Annotated in this window: 25 protein-coding genes; 7 read left to right on the plus strand and 18 right to left on the minus strand. The window is 62.5% G+C overall.

Annotation, left to right across the window (positions count from 1 at the left end; translation table 11 throughout):
• Positions 1–181: 181 nt before the first annotated feature.
• From RFM68_RS17560 to RFM68_RS17590, 7 genes are all read right to left on the minus strand, one after another.
• On the minus strand, positions 182–1,183 hold the full coding sequence (locus RFM68_RS17560; RefSeq protein WP_320234257.1) for a bestrophin family protein: 1,002 nt from the start codon (positions 1,181–1,183) through the stop codon (positions 182–184).
• Positions 1,184–1,296: 113 nt separating this feature from the next.
• Complete coding sequence (locus tag RFM68_RS17565) at positions 1,297–1,737, minus strand: DUF6941 family protein (RefSeq protein ID WP_320234258.1); 441 nt, start codon at positions 1,735–1,737, stop codon at positions 1,297–1,299.
• Entirely contained in the window at positions 1,737–2,159 is a 423-nt protein-coding gene (locus RFM68_RS17570) for a hypothetical protein (protein ID WP_320234259.1), read from the minus strand. The genes RFM68_RS17565 and RFM68_RS17570 overlap by 1 nt, the downstream gene beginning before the upstream one ends.
• The gene (locus tag RFM68_RS17575; RefSeq protein ID WP_320234260.1) at positions 2,143–2,496 is read right to left on the minus strand and encodes a hypothetical protein; all 354 of its coding nucleotides are present in this window, start codon (positions 2,494–2,496) and stop codon (positions 2,143–2,145) included. The genes RFM68_RS17570 and RFM68_RS17575 overlap by 17 nt, the downstream gene beginning before the upstream one ends.
• 429 nt (positions 2,497–2,925) lie before the next feature.
• Positions 2,926–3,615 carry a terminase large subunit domain-containing protein gene (locus RFM68_RS17580; protein ID WP_320234261.1) on the minus strand — a complete coding sequence of 230 codons (690 nt, stop codon included), beginning with the start codon at positions 3,613–3,615 and terminating at the stop codon, positions 2,926–2,928.
• Entirely contained in the window at positions 3,560–3,973 is a 414-nt protein-coding gene (locus RFM68_RS17585) for a hypothetical protein (RefSeq protein WP_320234262.1), read from the minus strand. The genes RFM68_RS17580 and RFM68_RS17585 overlap by 56 nt, the downstream gene beginning before the upstream one ends.
• Positions 3,966–4,334 carry a hypothetical protein gene (locus RFM68_RS17590; protein ID WP_320234263.1) on the minus strand — a complete coding sequence of 123 codons (369 nt, stop codon included), beginning with the start codon at positions 4,332–4,334 and terminating at the stop codon, positions 3,966–3,968. Before RFM68_RS17590 ends, RFM68_RS17585 begins: the two co-directional genes overlap by 8 nt.
• A gap of 608 nt (positions 4,335–4,942) precedes the next feature.
• Between RFM68_RS17590 and RFM68_RS17595 the strand changes: the two genes are divergently transcribed.
• From RFM68_RS17595 to RFM68_RS17610, 4 genes are all read left to right on the plus strand, one after another.
• The gene (locus RFM68_RS17595; RefSeq protein ID WP_320234264.1) at positions 4,943–5,260 is read left to right on the plus strand and encodes a hypothetical protein; all 318 of its coding nucleotides are present in this window, start codon (positions 4,943–4,945) and stop codon (positions 5,258–5,260) included.
• Positions 5,261–5,426: 166 nt separating this feature from the next.
• On the plus strand, positions 5,427–5,921 hold the full coding sequence (locus RFM68_RS17600; RefSeq protein WP_320234265.1) for a hypothetical protein: 495 nt from the start codon (positions 5,427–5,429) through the stop codon (positions 5,919–5,921).
• 233 nt (positions 5,922–6,154) lie between these two features.
• Complete coding sequence (locus RFM68_RS17605) at positions 6,155–6,424, plus strand: hypothetical protein (protein WP_320234266.1); 270 nt, start codon at positions 6,155–6,157, stop codon at positions 6,422–6,424.
• A 75-nt stretch (positions 6,425–6,499) separates the two neighbouring features.
• On the plus strand, positions 6,500–6,805 hold the full coding sequence (locus tag RFM68_RS17610) for a hypothetical protein (RefSeq protein WP_320216197.1): 306 nt from the start codon (positions 6,500–6,502) through the stop codon (positions 6,803–6,805).
• A 152-nt stretch (positions 6,806–6,957) separates the two neighbouring features.
• Here RFM68_RS17610 and RFM68_RS17615 read toward each other — a convergent pair whose 3' ends face one another.
• The 3 genes from RFM68_RS17615 to RFM68_RS17625 all read right to left on the minus strand — a co-directional run bounded on the left by RFM68_RS17615 (position 6,958) and on the right by RFM68_RS17625 (position 9,197).
• Entirely contained in the window at positions 6,958–7,356 is a 399-nt protein-coding gene (locus RFM68_RS17615; protein WP_320234267.1) for a response regulator, read from the minus strand.
• Positions 7,357–7,768: 412 nt separating this feature from the next.
• Positions 7,769–8,191, minus strand: a complete 423-nt coding sequence (locus RFM68_RS17620; protein WP_320234380.1) for a DoxX family protein — start codon at positions 8,189–8,191, stop codon at positions 7,769–7,771.
• Positions 8,192–8,441: 250 nt separating this feature from the next.
• On the minus strand, positions 8,442–9,197 hold the full coding sequence (locus tag RFM68_RS17625) for a tryptophan 2,3-dioxygenase family protein (protein WP_320234268.1): 756 nt from the start codon (positions 9,195–9,197) through the stop codon (positions 8,442–8,444).
• 143 nt (positions 9,198–9,340) lie between these two features.
• Here RFM68_RS17625 and RFM68_RS17630 point away from each other — a divergent pair, with 143 nt between their 5' ends.
• Together RFM68_RS17630 and RFM68_RS17635 are read left to right on the plus strand one after the other, a co-directional pair.
• A complete protein-coding gene (locus RFM68_RS17630; protein ID WP_320234269.1) occupies positions 9,341–9,823 on the plus strand; it encodes an Lrp/AsnC family transcriptional regulator in 483 nt (160 codons plus the stop codon).
• A gap of 401 nt (positions 9,824–10,224) precedes the next feature.
• The gene (locus RFM68_RS17635; protein ID WP_320234270.1) at positions 10,225–10,815 is read left to right on the plus strand and encodes a hypothetical protein; all 591 of its coding nucleotides are present in this window, start codon (positions 10,225–10,227) and stop codon (positions 10,813–10,815) included.
• Positions 10,816–10,979: 164 nt separating this feature from the next.
• Here RFM68_RS17635 and RFM68_RS17640 read toward each other — a convergent pair whose 3' ends face one another.
• From RFM68_RS17640 to RFM68_RS17670, 7 genes are all read right to left on the minus strand, one after another.
• Entirely contained in the window at positions 10,980–12,152 is a 1,173-nt protein-coding gene (locus RFM68_RS17640) for a hypothetical protein (RefSeq protein WP_320234271.1), read from the minus strand.
• Positions 12,149–12,991 (minus strand): HTTM domain-containing protein, encoded by an 843-nt coding sequence (locus tag RFM68_RS17645; protein WP_320234272.1) that lies wholly within the window; start codon positions 12,989–12,991, stop codon positions 12,149–12,151. Before RFM68_RS17645 ends, RFM68_RS17640 begins: the two co-directional genes overlap by 4 nt.
• Positions 12,992–13,031: 40 nt before the next feature.
• A complete protein-coding gene (locus RFM68_RS17650; RefSeq protein ID WP_320234273.1) occupies positions 13,032–13,472 on the minus strand; it encodes a hypothetical protein in 441 nt (146 codons plus the stop codon).
• Between the two features lie 121 nt (positions 13,473–13,593).
• Positions 13,594–13,749: a hypothetical protein gene (locus tag RFM68_RS17655; RefSeq protein ID WP_320234274.1), complete on the minus strand. Its 156-nt coding sequence runs from the start codon at positions 13,747–13,749 to the stop codon at positions 13,594–13,596.
• Positions 13,750–13,884: 135 nt separating this feature from the next.
• A complete protein-coding gene (locus RFM68_RS17660) occupies positions 13,885–14,244 on the minus strand; it encodes an SPW repeat protein (RefSeq protein WP_320234275.1) in 360 nt (119 codons plus the stop codon).
• A 119-nt stretch (positions 14,245–14,363) separates the two neighbouring features.
• Positions 14,364–15,437, minus strand: a complete 1,074-nt coding sequence (locus tag RFM68_RS17665; protein WP_430694875.1) for a sensor histidine kinase — start codon at positions 15,435–15,437, stop codon at positions 14,364–14,366.
• A gap of 60 nt (positions 15,438–15,497) precedes the next feature.
• Entirely contained in the window at positions 15,498–15,743 is a 246-nt protein-coding gene (locus RFM68_RS17670) for a hypothetical protein (RefSeq protein WP_320234381.1), read from the minus strand.
• 268 nt (positions 15,744–16,011) lie between these two features.
• On the opposite strand from RFM68_RS17670, the gene RFM68_RS17675 reads away from it, so the two are divergent.
• Complete coding sequence (locus RFM68_RS17675) at positions 16,012–16,344, plus strand: hypothetical protein (RefSeq protein WP_320234277.1); 333 nt, start codon at positions 16,012–16,014, stop codon at positions 16,342–16,344.
• A 46-nt stretch (positions 16,345–16,390) separates the two neighbouring features.
• Here RFM68_RS17675 and RFM68_RS17680 read toward each other — a convergent pair whose 3' ends face one another.
• The gene (locus tag RFM68_RS17680) at positions 16,391–16,804 is read right to left on the minus strand and encodes an HD domain-containing protein (RefSeq protein ID WP_320234278.1); all 414 of its coding nucleotides are present in this window, start codon (positions 16,802–16,804) and stop codon (positions 16,391–16,393) included.
• Positions 16,805–16,881 lie beyond the last annotated feature (77 nt).

The following is a 16,881-nucleotide window of genomic DNA, read 5'->3' on the forward strand; positions in this document are numbered from 1 at the left end:
GTGACGTGGCGGGACATGGCAACCTTTCCCTTCTCCCCATGTGGGAGAAGGCGGATCGGCGCTTCAGCGCCGAGACGGATGAGGGGTGTTCCAGCGGAGTGAGACGTTGGCATTCCCTGGAACACCCCTCATCCGGCCGCTTCGCGGCCACCTTCTCCCACAAGGGGAGAAGGCAAGAGCTTCACGTCGCGATATCGTTCACCGGCGCCAGCGGTGCCGGGAGTTTGCTCTCGCCAAGCCCACTGCGCAGCTCGATCTCGATGTCGCGGCAGATCTGCGAGATCGGCACGTCGTTGGCATTGCCCTCGAACGGATTGGCGCTGCTTTCGCCAACCAGGTCCAGCGACATGTAGACCCAACCCAGCAGCGCGCTGAACGGGATCGTCAGCCAGATCGCGATCCAGCCGAGCACGCCGCCCAGCTTGGCCATGTCGGCAAAGACCGGTACGACGCCGAACGGAAGCAAGGTGCAGAAGATGATCATGAACATCGAGCTGACGATCGCGTATTGCCTCGGATAGGGATTGTTCTTGATGCGATCGCAACGCGCCTGCTGGTCGTGGAAGTCGCGCATCAGCTTCGCCAATTCCGAATAAACCTGCGTCGGAACGGCGGCGTTCTTCAGCAACCCGTTGATCTCGGCCAGTTGCCTGTCGAGAAGAGCTGTCGCCGGCTGGGGCGATTTCAGCGCGCTTTCGGCTTCGTCGCCGAGCAGCCCGCGCAGTTCCTCGCCAAGCGACGTCTTGTCCTCCTGGATGTGATAGCGCCGCCGCCGGAACTCGATGTTGACCGCTTTCGCCAGTGATTCCCACGGCATCGGCCGGCGCAGCGAAAAGCGCAGCGCTGTCAGCCAGGCAAGGTGGCGGTGGATGATCTGCCGGGCGGTGGCGGCATCCACAAAATCCCGGCAGAAGCCGGACAGCATCCGGCTGCTCGCGGTGATCTGCGAAAAGGCCTGCAGCGCCTCGTTGGCGCGGGTGAAGACCTGCGAATTCTTGAAGCCGGCGACGAGCGACACCGTGGTGCCGAGCACCAGCACGACCGACCATGGCACAGCGAACCCCGCGGTCGCCGGAAGGCGGTAGGCGGCAATCGCCAACCCGCTCACCACGACCATGTAGATGACGCTGCGCCGCGACCAGAGCGCGAAGTCCAGCAACCTATACGAACGGCCTACATACATTCCTGAAATCCCTCACGGCATGCAAATCAGGCGCACCATAAGGGGCCGAACGCGTTTTGACAGCCAGGGCCGCAAAGAGCGCGACGGCAACGATCAAATAACGCGGGTGAAGATCAAGCGGGCGGATCGCCGGCTGCTTCCTTGGCGGCGGCAGCAAAATCGGGATGGACTCGCGGCTCAGTGACCTTAATAGCCGCCAGCTCAAACTCAGGTTGGTCATCAATTGATATCAACGCGCGAACTGATCCGCTTTTAGGAAACGTTATCGGGATGCCTGCAAAACCAAGCGCCACAGATTCAGAATTATTTGGCTCGACGAGGAACGTATCTACAATCTCGGCCGCCAGCTGCGCGTCGGGGCCAATTATTTTGAAACGAAAGGTGTGCTCGCCGAGTGGGAGGCCGACGATCTTTGTCCAAATCGACACTGGCGTAACGTGGGGGAAAGGCACAGAAGGGACAATGTCGCCCCCATAGACCCCTATAAGGATGTGCTTTCCAGTAATCTCCTGACGGATGTCGTCGCAAAAGAGGGCGTCGAACCGAGGCGCCATTACTTCGCCGACTCCGGCGCGTTGGACCAATTCTGCTCAGACTGACGGAATATGCGACCGCCCACCTGCGTCTGAGCAGCCGGTTGCAGACTCTTAATCGCAGGTTTCACAAAATTGCGCCCGTGGCCATCGTCTTCATCAAGATCAATTTCAAACCTCGGCTTGCCGCGAAGTGCCCAAATGAGTTCAGCAACCGAAGCAAGGGTAAGATTGCTGGATCCTGACAAGCATCGATGGATGCGAGAACGATCCAAATCCAAAGCCTCCGCAATAGATTGCATAGTGATTTTGTCGCTGGCCTTCCGGTTCAAAAAGGCTTCCTGAAGCTGATGGCCAACCAGGGCCACGAAATCAGCCACCGCTTCATCTTTCTCATGAAGTGTAAACAGGTCGTCCTCAGTATGTTCAGGAAACGACATCATGGTGCTTTGCCCCTTTGGCATACTTTGGCGCGTCGAGATCAATCTGCGTCCGAAATTCAATCACGGCTATACGATGTTTTTCATACAGAGCTTTATCAGCCTTCAGGTTTCCAAAGAGATCGCCTGAGTTGGCTATGAAGCAATCCTTATGAGGGAACCAGCCAAAGAAACGGAGGTCGTCCGTCCGTAGTTCCCAAACGTCGTCGCCAAGTGGGCTCATTCGCTTGAAGAGCCTGGGGTGCTCGAAGGCTTGACCCGCGATGAAACGCTTGAGCAAAGCCCACGCCTGCAGCGCAGGCGAGACGCTATCGTCGTAGAACGGCTTGGCCGTCTTCACGGGACCCATTAGCCACGCCCAAAACTGAGGTGATGCGTATATCAGCCGGTTCGGAAACTCTCGCCGATCCAGGCGAACTTGCACTAACCTCAATACTCCCTGCCGCCTAAGCTGTTCGACTGTTGCCATATATGTCAACAAAAATCCGTTGACAAGCCGTTAAAAAGCTTGGGGCAGTAGGAAAAATTGACGCGCCATCCACGCACTGACAATACCCGCCCGACCAACTGGAAACACGTTTCGGTGAGCGTAGCAAGGGCAGTGCCAAACGCTTAGCAGCCTAGGTTGTAGAGCTTGGTGTAAAATTGCCTCAGTTTGACCGTCGGCGAAATCGGGCTCAAACCTAAGCCGCAAGGTGGAGTGGGTAGAGAATTGAACCCGCGTTTAGCTTGGGAACTGACTGTCTAGCGCCTGCCATGGGAACAGAGGTCAGGGCTTCCCAATCCTCTCAACCGCCTCAGCCGTCAAAAACCTGAGCACCACATCGCTCATCCCGAGCAACGGCGTGAAAGTGACGATCGTTATCCCCTCTGTCGCGTTGGTGCGCGTCAGCCCCTCGGAATAAATGTCGAGCGGCGGCTCCTCGTCAAACCAGACGCCGTGCAGCGTCTCGCCCTGCCATTTCTCGCGGCCCTTTTCGTAGGACTTGAAAGAGAGCACGCTTTCGCCCGCCTGCACGTCGCCGCCACCGCCCCAGCGCACGACGACGCTGTCCAACGCACCCGGCGCGCCGCGGCCCATCACTGTGCCGGCGATGGCGTCGGCGGGGATCATGCCGGTACCCCATTCGCTTTGCTGTTGCGGCGGGCCGACCAGCACGCGCTGCGGATTGTCGCGCGTGCCTTCGCCGGTGACGCCGGCGGCCCATAGCCGGACAGGTCGATCGAACACCTTGCCTGCCCACCAGTCCGGATAGCGGCCGGTGAGGTGCATGGCCCATTCGGCGCCCCCTGCCCTGGTCTTGCCGAGCTGGTTGCCGGCCATGAACAGGCGCTCGCGGTTGGTCGCACCTGCGGCGTGGAACTCGGTCTGCCGTTCGTAGGGCCTGTAGGCAGTCAGTTGATTACAGCGGCGTCTCCTGTCCATCTCCTCGAGCAGGGCCAGATAAGCCCGGATCATCGAGGAACGGCCGGAGGCTCGCTTCGAGACCGCGGATGCGGCTGCGGATCTCCTCATCGCTCAACCGGTCCAGATTGTTTCTATCGGCATCGAGATCTCGTGAAAAATCCTTCGGCAGCAGCGTCAGCACGACCTTCAGATACTGCTCGGGCTTTTCCGCCCTGACCGCGGCGATGACGCCGGCGCCATGGACGCGGAAGTCGGCGCGAAGGGCGGCGGCGAAGTCGTCGACGAGTGTTTTTCGCGGGCGCTTCGGGTGCGCGGCCCCGGCAGCCCGAACGGGTTCGGATTTGCGCCCCGGCTTTGCCCGCTTCGTGCCGACTGGCTTGCGGCGCACGGTCCTGCTTTCGTCAGCCATGGACCGCCGCATCGGATGCTGCGGCCTTTGCCGCCTTCGCCTTGCGGACCTTGTGCGCCGGTTTCCTGCGCGGCCTGGCGCGGGCCGGCTTGGCGGGCTTGGCAACGGCGGCCGGCGCGACCATCGCCTGCAGCTTGGCCGTGACGGCGCGGACCGCCGACGGACCGGGGCCCTGTCGCGGGAAGCCGAAGCCGGCGACCGTATCGACCGGTCCGCCACGCACCATGCCGATGCGCACGCCCGGCGCGACTTGCTCGACGCGGCCATTGCGACGCGGCAGGCTCGCGCCCTCGAACTCGCCGATGGCGCTGACGATCTCGGCGCCGTCATCGGCGGTGATGATGGTGGCGTAGCGTGGCATCTGGGCCTCGGGGTTGCAGGCAAGGCGATCGCATATGATTCTTGTGAAGAAGGCCCCCCTAACCCTCCCCACAAGGGGGAGGGAACGCTGCCGCATGCCTTTATTGACCATATCAGCATTGACCATATCAGCGTCGAACCTTGGTAATTTGCCGAGATCAGCGTCCGCGAGGTCCCCCTCCCCCTTGTGGGGAGGGGTTAGGGGTGGGGTATTCGTAGGGCGAAAGCCTCGGCCTTCCATATGCGATTGCCCTGGAGTTGCAGGGAGAATGGCGAGGCGGCGCTCCTTCGCGCGCCCCGGCAGCGCTTCGACAGAATGGACGGCGCGGAAAAACAAAACCCGCCGGGCGGCGGGTCGTGGCGCAAATCAGCACCATGGACAAAATAGTAGCATAGCTGCCCTCATGGGGCAATCGCTTATAAGAAAAAATTCCTCTATCTTTCTGGCCGCAACGTCGGCGAGACGCTCCGCGCGCTACAGCCATAGATTGAACCGCCGGCCAAAAGCCGGGCGAAATTTTTGTCGGAACCAACCGTGGTGCGATGGGTTCCACGCAACGCGACAGACCCTGCAACAGACACATTGTCTCGAAACAGAGGAGAAGAATCATGTTTACGAGGATTCTTGCAGCTTCCGCCCTGACCATCGGCCTTGCCACGGCGGCGATGGCTCAAACCGCGCACTTGAACGACGGCGCGGGCGGTAGCGGCCAGACCATCACGGTCGACCCGAAGACGCCGGCCACCCCGTCACCTGACCAGGCGCCGCCGGATACCGGCACGACCGGCAGCATCACCGGCGGCGACATGAATTCGAACGCCGACAAGAACTGCCCGAACAACCCGCAGGGCGCGCAGGGCGATGCCAACAACACCGCGGCCAGCACGGTGCAGCCGAACGTCAATGACAAGAATTGCGGCAAGTAGGTTGTAACTGGCCGATCGTATCGTCGCGCAACGGCCGCGGGTTTCCCGCGGCCGTTGTCTTGTGAACACGCCGGTGATCCGGCCTCAAACCGACCCGGCCACTCAGGCATTTGCCGCGGGAACCATGCAGCGTCCCGGCCGTTCAAGGGACAAAAAGGAGAAACCCATGGCAGACAACGAAAGCACTACCAACAATGTGGCAAATGGGACCGGAAAGTCGACAGCCAGCGCGGCCCGCGCTCGTAGCGCGGCGGCGCGCAGCAAAGCTCCGTCGCGTACCAGCGGCTCGCCGCGCGGCAGCGCACGCAAGGCATCCGAAGATGCCATGAAGAAGCAGATCGCGGAATTGAAGCGTGAGGTCAGCCGGCTCAATCGCGCCTTGTCCGAACGGGCCGAGGAGGCAGCCGAAGCGGTGCATGGCTGGTATCAGAATGCGGCCGAACGCGCTTCAAATCTCTACAGCGGCGCGTCCGATCGCACTTCCCGGGCGACCAGGCAGTTGCGCACCCAGGCGCACAGTGTGTCGGAAACCGTGCAGCAGAACCCAGGCACCTTCTCGACGGCCATGCTGATCGGCGGCCTGGTCGGCGTGCTGGCCGGCATGGCGATCAGCCGTGCTTCCGAACCCGAACCCGATTGGTTCCGCCGCTGGCACCGGTAAGATTTCGGTCCCGGCCGCACCAGCCGGGTGCTCCACAATAGTAAGCGGAGGCTGCCTTGCGGCGGCCGAGCGGAAGGAAAGGCCGGGCCGTTACGCCCGGCCTCCCTTTTCGAGTCCATGCCTTTTCTTTTCAAGGTAGTGCCGTCCTGCCCCGTTGCTGTGGGCGGTTGTCCCGGGCTGGTCATTAGCCGGAGCTTATGGGATCATTCCGCAGGGGAATCGCGGAGAGCGGCATGGACAGACCTGCCATGGCATCCGTCTTTCGGATGCGGCATGTGCCTGCAAGCATTTCGGGCGTTCGCAGCCTTGGCCGAGGCCAGGCCGATCCGATCTTCCATTCGAGGCCGCTCGGCGAGGCGATCCGCTTCATCGCCCAGGCCGAGGGCCAGTACGACCTCAGCGCCGCGGCAATCGCCTTTGGCGACCGCCAGACGCCACCGCTCGGCAACAGCGAGGTCAGGCAGTTGTGGAGCGAGTATGGCCAGCGGTGGATGGAGGCGTAGCCGCACTAGGCTTCCCCGACCGGATCGGAAACGCTGCTCATGCGTTCTTGAGGCGAGGTCAATGGGAGGAACGCCATGAACGTCGCCAATCTTCAGCTCGAAGGCCTGCTGATGGCCGTCGCCGCAATCAACCATGTGCTCGTCAAGAAAGGCGTGCTGAGCGTCGAGGAGATCGACATCGCGCTGCGCAAGGCCGAGGCCAGCGAAACCAACGAGGAGCGCTCGGGCGGCATGTCGGCGTCGAGCCGCGACGCCGTCAATTTTCCGATCCGGCTGTTGGAACTCGCCAACCAGTGCCAGCCCGAGGCGGACATCCCGTCCTTCTCGAAACTGGCGCGCATGGTCGGGCAGATGAAGGAGCCGTATAACGACCAGATGTGATGGGCGTAAGGGCGGCACAGGCGATGCCCAACGTAGGGCGGCCGAATAGCCGCGCGAGGCCTATGTGGCGTCGGTGTGTGGGCCTGTCGGATTACGATACGCTCCGATGTTTTGAAGCGTCGAGGGGCAGCACCGGCACCCTCAAGCCTAGACTAGCTCACATTACCCGGATGAATTGGCGATTGCTGATTAAGAAGGTTGGCCAGCGCCATTGTGATCTGCGTCATGGCAAATGGCTTTGCGATCATGACACTGTTTGGAACGCCCTGTTCGGCCCAACTGGCGGCACCGTCCCCACTGACATAGACGACCGGCATCGCAGGATCGCTGCGGCGCATATATCTGGCGATTTCCCATCCTAGCTTTCCAGGGCCGAGTCGAATGTCAGTAACCAGCCCCCGGATTTTAGACGGGCCCGCGTCGAAAATCTCGATCGCAAGCTGCGCATTTGGCGCGCTGACGACCTTGAAACCCGCTTCCTCCAAGCTGGATTCAAGATCCATGCGGATCAGAAATACATCTTCGACGACCAAAATCGCGCGATGGGGCATGGGGTCCTCAAAGGGGCATCTTGCGCCCTTAGGTCGCATTAGTCCATTCTAATGAAGCGTTCTATTCCCTATCGCCAAGCTCGCGCCTACGCCCCGGGTCGCGGGCTCCCGCGCTGCCCCTCATCCGCCCCTTCTCCCCGTAAAACGGCAGGGCAATCGCATATGGAAGGCCGAGGCTTTCGCCCTACGAATACCCCCACCCCTAACCCCTCCCCACAAGGCGGAGGGGACCTCGCGGACGCTGATCTCGGCAAATTACCAAGGTTCGACGCTGATACCGTCAATGCTGATATGGTCAATAAAGGCAGGCGGCAGCGTTCCCTCCCCCTTGTGGGGAGGGTTAGGGTGGGGGTCCTTCTTCGCAAGAATCATATGCGATTGCCCTGCCGTAAAACGGGGAGAAGGAAAAAGCTCACGCCCGGCCCGGCCAGCCCTGGCGCAGCGCGAGCACGCTGCCCGGGCCGTGCACCGCGGCGACGAGCAGCCCGGCGGCAAACGGGAAATGCGACATGAAGGCGCCGAACTCGGCCTGGTTGGAGGCCCAATGCGACGGGCCATGGAAGGCGAAGCCGAGGAAGACGACATACACCGCGCCGATCAGCGCCGCCGGGGTCAGGAAGGCGCCGGTCAAGAAGGCGATCACCAGCAGCGTTTCGAGGATCGCAGCGCACCAGGCCAGAAACAATGGCAACGGGAAGCCGGCGGCGGCGATGTAGCCGGCGGTGGCGCCCATGTCCATGAACTTGAAAGCCACGCCCATGGCGAACATGGCGGCGAAGACCAGGCGCGCGAGGAGAATGGCAACGGTCTGCCAGGTCGATTGCGTTTCCACGATTATCCCTCCGGATTGTTGAAGCGGTTGATGTGCTCCAAGGACGGACGAGGCGCGATGGTTCCGACAAGGGGTGGGAAATTGTTGGCGGGCCTTGCCTTCTCCCCTTGTGGAGAAGGTGGCCGCGCAGCGGCCGGATGAGGGGTGTTCCAGGGAAAACCAGCGTCTCACTCCGCTGGAGCACCCCTTGTCCGTCTCGGCGCTGCGCGCCGATCCACCTTCTCCCTACAAGGGGAGAAGAAGGTTTGCCCCCCTACCCCGCCTGGGCCTGCGGCGGATGGCTGATCGACTCGCGCACGGTGCCGTATTCGGCGCCCCAGCGGTCCGTCATGTCGCAGCGAATGTCCCAGAGCTCGGGAAAGAAGCGCTGGCGGGCGCCGCCTTCGAGGATCTCCACCGGCCTGCCTTTCAGCGACTTCGCGCCGAGGCCGATCGAACGGTGGATCAGATAGAGGTGGTTGGCGCGGAATTTCTGGAACAACTCGTCGAACTCGATCAGCGCCTCGGCCACGACGTAGGAATCGCCGTGGTCGTAGCGGGCATCATAGATGTCCTCGATGCTCAGCTTGCGGCCGTCGAGGTAGGCATGCTTGAAGGCCCGCCAAAGATCCGGCGGCAGGCGCAGCAAGAACTTGAAACCCGGCGATTCCTGGCCGCTGCCATTGCCGAGCTGCAGCCGGATCTGCTGGTACTCCTTGGGCGACATGGTTTCCAGGAGATCGAGCTGCGCCGTCATCATGCGCATCAGCCGGTGCACCCGGCCCATCAGCGTGACGACGCGGTGCGTGTCCTCTCTTTCCAGATAATCGAGAACGTCGACCAGCGTGTAGGCGATGAGCTTCATCCATAGTTCCTCGACCTGATGCACGATCTGGAACTGCAATTCGTCGGCATTGACCATATCGGCGAGCGGCTTCTGGCAGGTCAGCAGCTTGTCGCACTGCAGGTAGACGCCGTAGTCGCGCATCTCGGGCGTCTCGATGCGGGCGTGATAGTCCTTCTTGTCCATGGCTCATCTCCTCGCGCGGGCATGGTTTGCGACCTTGCGACAAGCATAGCGCTTTTGGCTTGAACATTGTTCCTTTCTGTTATTCAAATAACAGGAAATGAAGGACGATTATCGCATTTTATTGCTATATTGGAGAACGAACGATGCTGGACGCTCTCGACCGCAGAATAGTGGCCGCGCTCGAGCGCGACGCGCGGATTTCCTTCGGCGAGCTGGCCGAGGACGTCGGCTTGAGCAAGACGCCGTGCTGGAAACGGGTGAAGGCGCTGGAAGAGGCCGGTATCATCCGTGGATATTCGACCCGCATCGATCCGGCCAGGATCGGCTTCGGCATCGAGGCCTTCATCCAGGTGTCGATCGATTTCGAAGTGTCGGACGCCTTCGAGGCGGCGGTGCAAAAACATCCGCTGATCCGCCGCTGCTACGCCACCACCGGCGAGGCCGACTACCTCTTGCAGATCGTCACCGTCGACATGATGGCGCTCGACCGGATGCTGCGCGAGGAGCTCAGCCGCCTGCCCGGCGTGCGCCGCACGGTGACGTCGATGGCGATGCGCGAGATCAAGGGCGACATCTCGTTCGCCGAGGCGGCGGGACGTGTGGCGAGAGCCGCGCACACCAAATGAGCCGTGGACGCCGGCCGCGCAGGGGGCGTCGAGCCCTGACTTTTTCTGGGATGGTCGAAGACCGGATGTCGAACCGGTCTATACTCGCGACGGGGGTACGCGGGTGGCTGAAATCATCTCGATCAGAACGGGTGCGGAGCCTGCCGGGCGGCTATCGGCAGGACGCCTACAGTTGTTCGCCTTCATGGCGAATGCCGATATCGCGCTCCGTTCCTTCCCGCAATTGAAGAGTATTCTGGCGGCGGCGCTGCTCGCATCGACCATACTGCTGCCGACGGCCGCGGCAACTCGCGCGGCGTCGGTGTTGCCGGAGCAGCGAAACGGATTCGACCGGTCGATGGATCCGGTAGCCCAAATGCAGGAGGCCAAGCGCGCTCTTCTGGCACAGGCCGCAGGCGGCAATGGCGGTAACGGTGGCGCCGGTGGAAACGGCGGCAACGGCGGCTCCGCTGGAAACGGCGGCGGAAACGGTGGTTCCGGCGGAAACGGTGGCGCTGGTGGAAACGGCGGCAATGGCGGCTCCGCTGGAAACGGCGGCGGAAATGGTGGCGCCGGTGGCAACGGCGGCAACGGCGGCTCCGCTGGAAACGGCGGCGGAAACGGTGGTTCCGGCGGAAACGGTGGCGCTGGTGGCAACGGTGGCAACGGCGGCTCCGCTGGAAATGGCGGCGGAAACGGTGGTTCCGGCGGCAACGGTGGCGCTGGTGGAAACGGCGGCAATGGTGGCACCGCTGGAAATGGCGGCAACGGTGGCGCCGGTGGCAACGGTGGCAATGGCGGCTCCGCTGGAAATGGCGGCGGAAACGGTGGCGCCGGTGGCAACGGCGGCTCCGCTGGAAATGGTGGTTCCGGCGGCAATGGCAGTTCCGGCGGGAATGGCAACTCAGGGGGCCATGGCGGCGGCGGCCATCACAACAGCAGCTTCGGCCGTTCGGACGGCGGCCCCCGTTCCTGCGGAACCTCCCCGCGATCGTCTTGCTGACGCTGCTTGACCTTCAAGCGCGTCGCGCTGAAGCGGATTCAGATGACGCGCTTCGAGCTCTTGTTTGTCAGCCCAGAACCGCCGCGCGCTGTTTTGCGACAAGCATGAGGCGACCTCGGAGCCTCCGGCGACGGGGGGCCGGCATGCCGGCGCCAGATCGCTCTCTGGACCGCGCTACGGGCCGGTGCGGTAGGCAAAATCGTCGATCGCGGCCTGCCAGTGATGCTGTGTCCGGATCTCGAGCCGCGTGATGCGCATGTAGTCGGCCGCGAAGTAGACCGGGCCGCTCGCGGACAGCATAAGCTGATCCTCATATGCAGGCTGATCGCCCCGCCAGGCCTCGATCATAAGCGTCTCGCCCTCCGCGTCGTTCCAGCCGGCGCCGAAATAGGCACCCGTAAAATCGAACGGCTTGTCGCTGGACACCTGCCCAGGATGGCCTGAGCTGTTGTAGGCGATGAATTCCCCCGACATGGTCGTGTTGATGTAGCCAGGGCCGTCGGTGAAGCGCTGGTGCATGGCAACCAGATTGTACCAGTCGAGCCCGCCATAGCCGGACGGAATTTCGAACACGCCCGACGTCGTCAGCAGGTCGTCGAAGCCGACGACATGCCGATTGGGCAGCGGCTGCACCGCTGGTCCGCCCTTGCCCGAAAGGGCCGAGAGCACGACCGGCGCCTTGCCGACCACAATTTTGCGCCGCTGCGTCGCGCCGTCGGTCGAAAAATCGACCAGCCATTCGCCTGGTGTCACGGCTACGCTGAACCGCCCATCCGGATCGACTTTGGCGGCGGCAGTGGATCCGTCCGGCCCTGTGAGGGAAACGCGCGAGCCGGCGGCGGCCGCGCCGCCGATCGTCAGATCCGCCGCAAGCCCGACCGGATGCGTCGTGCGCGTCGCGATCATGTCGCCGGGCGAGCCAGGGGAAGCAACATAATCGCTTTCCTGCGATGCGTTCCCGGTGGTGACGGACCAGCCTGGCGGAGGCACGACCCGGAACGCGTAATGCCCGGGATCGACAACCTCGAGATTGCGCTGGAGAACAGACATCGCGAAATTGGCAAAGCCGCTGACATTAGTCCATCTCATGATGGTATCGCCGCTCGGCTTGCCGAGCTCGACGGCCACATGCGGCATCGGCCGGTCGCCGAGATCATAGATCCCATTCCTGTTGAGGTCGCGGAACACGAGGATCGAGGTGTTCATCTGACCACCGTTGAAGGAATCCCATGTGCGCTTGGGATAATAGTCCTTCGCACTGCCGGCACGCGCCGCGCCGCAGAACATGGCCAAACCGATTGCCGGCGCGACGACGAGGGCGCCCGAAAACAACAAACAGCGCTTCACGACACTCCCTCTGTCCCGGCGGATCCGATCCCCTGGAGTCGCACGATGACCTTGTCGACGGCATTCGCATCGAAATAGGCAAGATAGAGCAACGCCACGGTGGCGCTGAACGTATAGACCGGCAGCGTCACATAGATGATGGCGTGAAAGGCCAGGCCCGGCAGGACCAGATAGCGCCTTGTGCGACGAAACGGCAGGCCAAAGGCCAGGCAATATTCGAGCCCGACCACGGCAACGGATACGATCGTGGCGGGCCACGCAAGGCCGGCCGGATAGTCCGACCCCGCGTAATACCAGAGGAATATCTGCTCGATCCGCGCGCCGCTGAGAAAGGCGTGGTTCGATTTGTCGAAGGCGGTAAAGAAATAGAGCACCGAGAGCTGCACCACGATCAGCCGCAGCCCCCACAGATTGCCGCGCTCCGCCGGCGGCGGAAGGCCCGTGCGCTCGGCGCGCATCACCGCCAGGTAGCGGTCCAGCGAATAGGAGCGGCCGCAGGGGGTGAGCGCGATCAGCAGCGCGGCGACGGCAAGCAGATAGATATGATGGTGGGTCCAGGGCTCGCGACCGAGCTGGTGGCCGAAATAGTAGTACATCGCCATCGCGACCGAGCCCGTCCAGACAGCGGCAGCGCGGCTGTGATAGCCGATGAAGAGCAGCACTGTCGCGACGAAGAAGTTGGCCGCCAGGAACAGGCCGATCGGCGACTGGTCCCTGTAGAGCAGCAATTCGCCCGCCCAACGCGACCAGAACAGCATCGCCAGGCCGATGCGGACCAGCGCGGACGAACGCGACGAGCCTTCCGAACCGACCGCCCAGTCGGCGAACCGTGCCGTCATGGCCTGAATCGGACGCCAGCCGGTCCAGTCAGCGATGGAGTCAGTCGGCGCAGGCATTTTCGGTATCGGTACGGATGATCCGCCAGCCGCTACGCGCGCCCTGCCGCGCGCGGACACGGATATCGGCGCCTTGCCCGGCGGCCGTACAGAGCCGCTGGATGACGGAAGCCAGTTCCTCGCGGCTTTCCATCCGCTTCAGCCTGCCGTCGCGCGGAGCGCCGAGGATCTCGAACCGGTCGAGCGGGACAAGCGCGCCATCGGGTCGGCGAATTTCGAAGGAAGCGTCGATCACGTCGAGCCCGATCGCACTGAACATGGTCCAGGAGCGCAGCAATGGCGATTGGACCCCGAAGACCTGCTCGGCGGCCGGTCCGGCGATCATGAACGCGGCGATCGCCATGAACGCGAAAAACTGTAAGCGTCCCGCCGACAACCGCCCGACAGCCTCCGCACCCGTTCCGATTGAGACGACATCCGCCATCCGCGCACCCCCGTGGCGATTATAGACCGGTTCAACGCCGTTCTTCGACCATCCCAGAAAAAGTCAGGTCTCGGATGAGCAGGGCAAGGGTGCGAAGGGACCTGCGGCCGGCGTTCGGAAATCAGTTCAGGCCAGGCTCCCCGCGAGCAGCCGACTCGGGGCCCCGCGCCACCTTTTCCTTCTCGGCATCGGCCTTGCGCTTCGGGCATTCCTCGAAATCATGGTCGCGGCCGCCGCAATAGGAACAGCATTTGGCGGGTGTGTCGGGGTTGAGCATCGAGGCCATTCCCAAGAATGCACGAAAACGTTTCCGATTGCAGCAATTGAAGGCGCCGCAACCGCCGTTCAGCCCGATGCCCCGATGTCAAAAAGAGCCCGCCGCTTGCGCGGCGAGCTCCCGGTCTTTCACCGCTTACGCATGCGCGTGCGGGTGGCGAACGTCCCAGACGGCCCAGGCCGACGCCACGATCACGAGCACGCCGAGGACGACATGCGTGATCATTACATTCCTGTCAGCCGCGAAGTGCAGCAGCCAGGGCGACACGATCAGCCAAAGTCCGAGGACGAGATTTACCCATTCCTCCCATTCGGCGAACATCGAAAGCGTCGCCAAAGCCAGAGCGCCGAGCAGGACGCCGACAATCCAGGCGTTCCACGCGGGCACCATTGCCGCGGCGAATCCGATGACCCACGGGGAGATGAACAGGCAGATTGCGAGAACCAGAGTGATCCAGTCCTTGCTCTTCCTTTCTTCCATCAGTTTGCTTGGCATGACAACCTCCATCGATGAAGCCTGACCAACTACATTGGCGTGCAATTGGGCACGCTCTGTTACATGATGTAATACACTTTTACGGACCTGCAAGGGGAGGAGTCGGCTGTGCAGGCGCTTTACCCGTTGAAATCGCTTGCGTCCTCGGCGCCAAGCTGCGGCATGACGATTGCCTCGAGCGGCGCGTCGAGCGCCCATTTCACGCTGCCGGGCGAACGTTCGAGGCTGGAGGAACCGCTCAGCGACTGCGGCGCCACCCGTTGCAGCACCACCGTGCCAAAACCCTTGCGGTCGCCGAAATCCTTGCGCTCGGCCGCCTTCGGCGCGGCCTCGACGGCTGTCGCGCTGGATGTCTCGTGCCAGAGCAGATGGAAGCGCCGCTGCGCCTGCGGGCCGGTCTCGACCTTCCAGGTGATTTCGACATGGCCACCCTCGGCCGCCAGCGCGCCATATTTGGACGAGTTGGTGCCGAGCTCGTGAAAAGCCATGCCGAGGTTCTGCACAGCATTCGACTGCAGCGTCAGGAGCGGCCCGGAAAGCGAGATGCGCTCCTCATGGCCGAAAGGCTTCAAATGCTCCTGGACGAGGTCGAACAGGCTGGCACCGGCCCATTCCGAGGTGACCAGAAGGTCGTGCGAGCGCGACAGCGCCATGATGCGCGAACGGATCATCTGCTCGAACTCGCCGGAGTCGGTCGAGCGCTTGCTGGTTTCCCTGACCATCGACAGGATCACCGCGAACTGGTTCTTCACCCGATGGTTGACCTCGCGCATCAAGAGCCGGATGCGGCGCTCGCTTTCCTTGGCGGCGCTGATGTCGCGGGCGATCGTGGACGCGCCGACAGTCTCGCCGGCACTGTTCTTGATCGGCGATATGGTCAGCGAAACGGCGATCAGCGATCCGTCCTTGCGCCTTCGGGTGGTCTCGAAGCTCGGGATGCGCTCGCCCCGACGGATCCGGGCGATGATCTCGACTTCCTCGTCCTGCATGTGCTCCGGGATCAGCATCAGGATCGACTGGCCGATGGCCTCCTCGGCGCTGCAGCCGAACATGCGCTCGGCCGCGTGATTCCAATCGGTGATGATGCTGTTCAGATCCTTGCCGATGATGGCGTCATAAGACGAATCGACGATCGCGGCGAGGCGCGCGTCGGCATCCGCATTCTGTCGCAAAGTCCCCCCGGAATTGGTCATGCGCATTAACTAGGGCCGGTGGACATCAAGGCAACGTGTTGAGGCCCGGTTCGCATCCGCTCACGGCTTCGGGCTGCTGGAGCCATCGCCGGCCTTGTTGTCCAGCGATATTACGCCGAAATCCTGCGATTTCGCGCCTGCGTCAGCGGTCAAAAAGCCATCCGACGCCAGCCCGCGGCGCAAGAGCTCGCGCACCGCGGCCGAGCGGCTCGGCATCCGTTTTTCGAAACGCCAGTTTTCCAACGCCGCCAGCTCCTCGTCGGTCAGCATGATCTGCAACCGTTGCGGCCGTTCAAGCTCAGCCACCTCTGCCTCCATCAGACCCAAATACTGTGAGTTAGTATGTCACTCACTGTGAGTAGAAATAGGAAACAGCGCATAAAGCGTCAAGAGGGGTGATTTGCGAATCAGTGATCAAGCTAACCTTGCTAAGGATGCGGCGGAGCCGCATTTGATGAACTATGCTAACCAGCTGATTTATTTATCGTTTTTAACATTTGTGTGTTGCCATTCGCCTTTCGCCGGGCGCATGGTGACGACAGAGGGATAAGCCCCGCGAAAGGAGGTTTTTCCGATGCTGCGAGAATTTTCAAACCGGCTGCGCGATGACGCTCACAGCGAGGTCCAACACGCCTTGCGAACCAGCGGAATCGTCAACATCATCCGGCTTTCGGAAGAGATCAGGCTCAAGAACCTCGGCGAGAACATCGCCCGCGAGGACATCGAAAGCCTGGTGATGCAGATCGCGCAGCTCTACGGGGCGCCGATCGAGTTCGATGATCAGGCCCTGACGGCGCTCGACCTTCCCGAAGTTCTGGGCCCCGACAAGCGCAACGACCTCGAAAAGGCGCTGCGGGAGCGGTCGATGGCGAACGGGCCGGTCGATCTGCTGCAACTCATCGGATAGCTGGCGTCACCGCCAAAAGGCGGACATAGGCCCGACAAGGCTGGGGTCAGTCCCTGGCGGCCAGCTCGTCCAGAATGCCGAGCCCCGTCTCGTACCGGTCCGGGGCGACGCCCGCTTGATGCGCCTGCCAGAGATTGTCGCGCAGGTCGGCTATCTTCACCGGCAAGGCAAGCTCGTTGGAGGCGGCGCGGCAGATGAAGCCCTCCTCGCTCTCATCCATACGCCTCGTCAGCGCGTCTACCGCCGCCACGACCGGCAGGCCGAAGCCGGCGCCATGCAACCGGTCGAGGCTCCAGCCCTCGCCCTTCTCGACGATGTCATGCAGGTAGGCGACGGTCTTTTCGTCGAGCGTTTCGACCGCGTCGGCAACGCGTCTCAGATGTTCGATGTAGGGCCGGCCGGTCTTGTCCTTCTGGCCGCGATGGGCGTCCGCGGCGATCTGTGCTGCTTCGTGAAGCATGGTCCTTCCGATCTCGTCAAAATAGAGCCCGCCCCGGCGAGGGACGGCCGAGGCGGGCCTGCGGGTCTTAACCCGGT

The sequence above is a fragment of the Mesorhizobium montanum genome, assembly GCF_033977145.1.
GTDB lineage: Bacteria > Pseudomonadota > Alphaproteobacteria > Rhizobiales > Rhizobiaceae > Mesorhizobium > Mesorhizobium montanum.

What these genes read in the sequence shown, in the direction of transcription:
- RFM68_RS17585 (WP_320234262.1), bottom strand. Translation starts at nt 3,973, where the DNA reads ATGGCTGACGAAAGCAGGACCGTGCGCCGCAAGCCAGTCGGCACGAAG.
- RFM68_RS17655 (WP_320234274.1), bottom strand. Translation starts at nt 13,749, where the DNA reads ATGCTCAACCCCGACACACCCGCCAAATGCTGTTCCTATTGCGGCGGC.
- RFM68_RS17610 (WP_320216197.1), top strand. Translation starts at nt 6,500, where the DNA reads ATGAACGTCGCCAATCTTCAGCTCGAAGGCCTGCTGATGGCCGTCGCC.
- RFM68_RS17600 (WP_320234265.1), top strand. Translation starts at nt 5,427, where the DNA reads ATGGCAGACAACGAAAGCACTACCAACAATGTGGCAAATGGGACCGGA.
- RFM68_RS17635 (WP_320234270.1), top strand. Translation starts at nt 10,225, where the DNA reads ATGGCGGTAACGGTGGCGCCGGTGGAAACGGCGGCAACGGCGGCTCCG.
- RFM68_RS17680 (WP_320234278.1), bottom strand. Translation starts at nt 16,804, where the DNA reads ATGCTTCACGAAGCAGCACAGATCGCCGCGGACGCCCATCGCGGCCAG.
- RFM68_RS17560 (WP_320234257.1), bottom strand. Translation starts at nt 1,183, where the DNA reads ATGTATGTAGGCCGTTCGTATAGGTTGCTGGACTTCGCGCTCTGGTCG.
- RFM68_RS17605 (WP_320234266.1), top strand. Translation starts at nt 6,155, where the DNA reads ATGGACAGACCTGCCATGGCATCCGTCTTTCGGATGCGGCATGTGCCT.
- RFM68_RS17570 (WP_320234259.1), bottom strand. Translation starts at nt 2,159, where the DNA reads ATGATGTCGTTTCCTGAACATACTGAGGACGACCTGTTTACACTTCAT.
- RFM68_RS17630 (WP_320234269.1), top strand. Translation starts at nt 9,341, where the DNA reads ATGCTGGACGCTCTCGACCGCAGAATAGTGGCCGCGCTCGAGCGCGAC.
- RFM68_RS17590 (WP_320234263.1), bottom strand. Translation starts at nt 4,334, where the DNA reads ATGCCACGCTACGCCACCATCATCACCGCCGATGACGGCGCCGAGATC.
- RFM68_RS17565 (WP_320234258.1), bottom strand. Translation starts at nt 1,737, where the DNA reads ATGGCGCCTCGGTTCGACGCCCTCTTTTGCGACGACATCCGTCAGGAG.
- RFM68_RS17625 (WP_320234268.1), bottom strand. Translation starts at nt 9,197, where the DNA reads ATGGACAAGAAGGACTATCACGCCCGCATCGAGACGCCCGAGATGCGC.
- RFM68_RS17650 (WP_320234273.1), bottom strand. Translation starts at nt 13,472, where the DNA reads ATGGCGGATGTCGTCTCAATCGGAACGGGTGCGGAGGCTGTCGGGCGG.
- RFM68_RS17675 (WP_320234277.1), top strand. Translation starts at nt 16,012, where the DNA reads ATGCTGCGAGAATTTTCAAACCGGCTGCGCGATGACGCTCACAGCGAG.
- RFM68_RS17645 (WP_320234272.1), bottom strand. Translation starts at nt 12,991, where the DNA reads ATGACGGCACGGTTCGCCGACTGGGCGGTCGGTTCGGAAGGCTCGTCG.
- RFM68_RS17580 (WP_320234261.1), bottom strand. Translation starts at nt 3,615, where the DNA reads ATGATCCGGGCTTATCTGGCCCTGCTCGAGGAGATGGACAGGAGACGC.
- RFM68_RS17660 (WP_320234275.1), bottom strand. Translation starts at nt 14,244, where the DNA reads ATGCCAAGCAAACTGATGGAAGAAAGGAAGAGCAAGGACTGGATCACT.
- RFM68_RS17665 (WP_430694875.1), bottom strand. Translation starts at nt 15,437, where the DNA reads ATGACCAATTCCGGGGGGACTTTGCGACAGAATGCGGATGCCGACGCG.
- RFM68_RS17615 (WP_320234267.1), bottom strand. Translation starts at nt 7,356, where the DNA reads ATGCCCCATCGCGCGATTTTGGTCGTCGAAGATGTATTTCTGATCCGC.
- RFM68_RS17595 (WP_320234264.1), top strand. Translation starts at nt 4,943, where the DNA reads ATGTTTACGAGGATTCTTGCAGCTTCCGCCCTGACCATCGGCCTTGCC.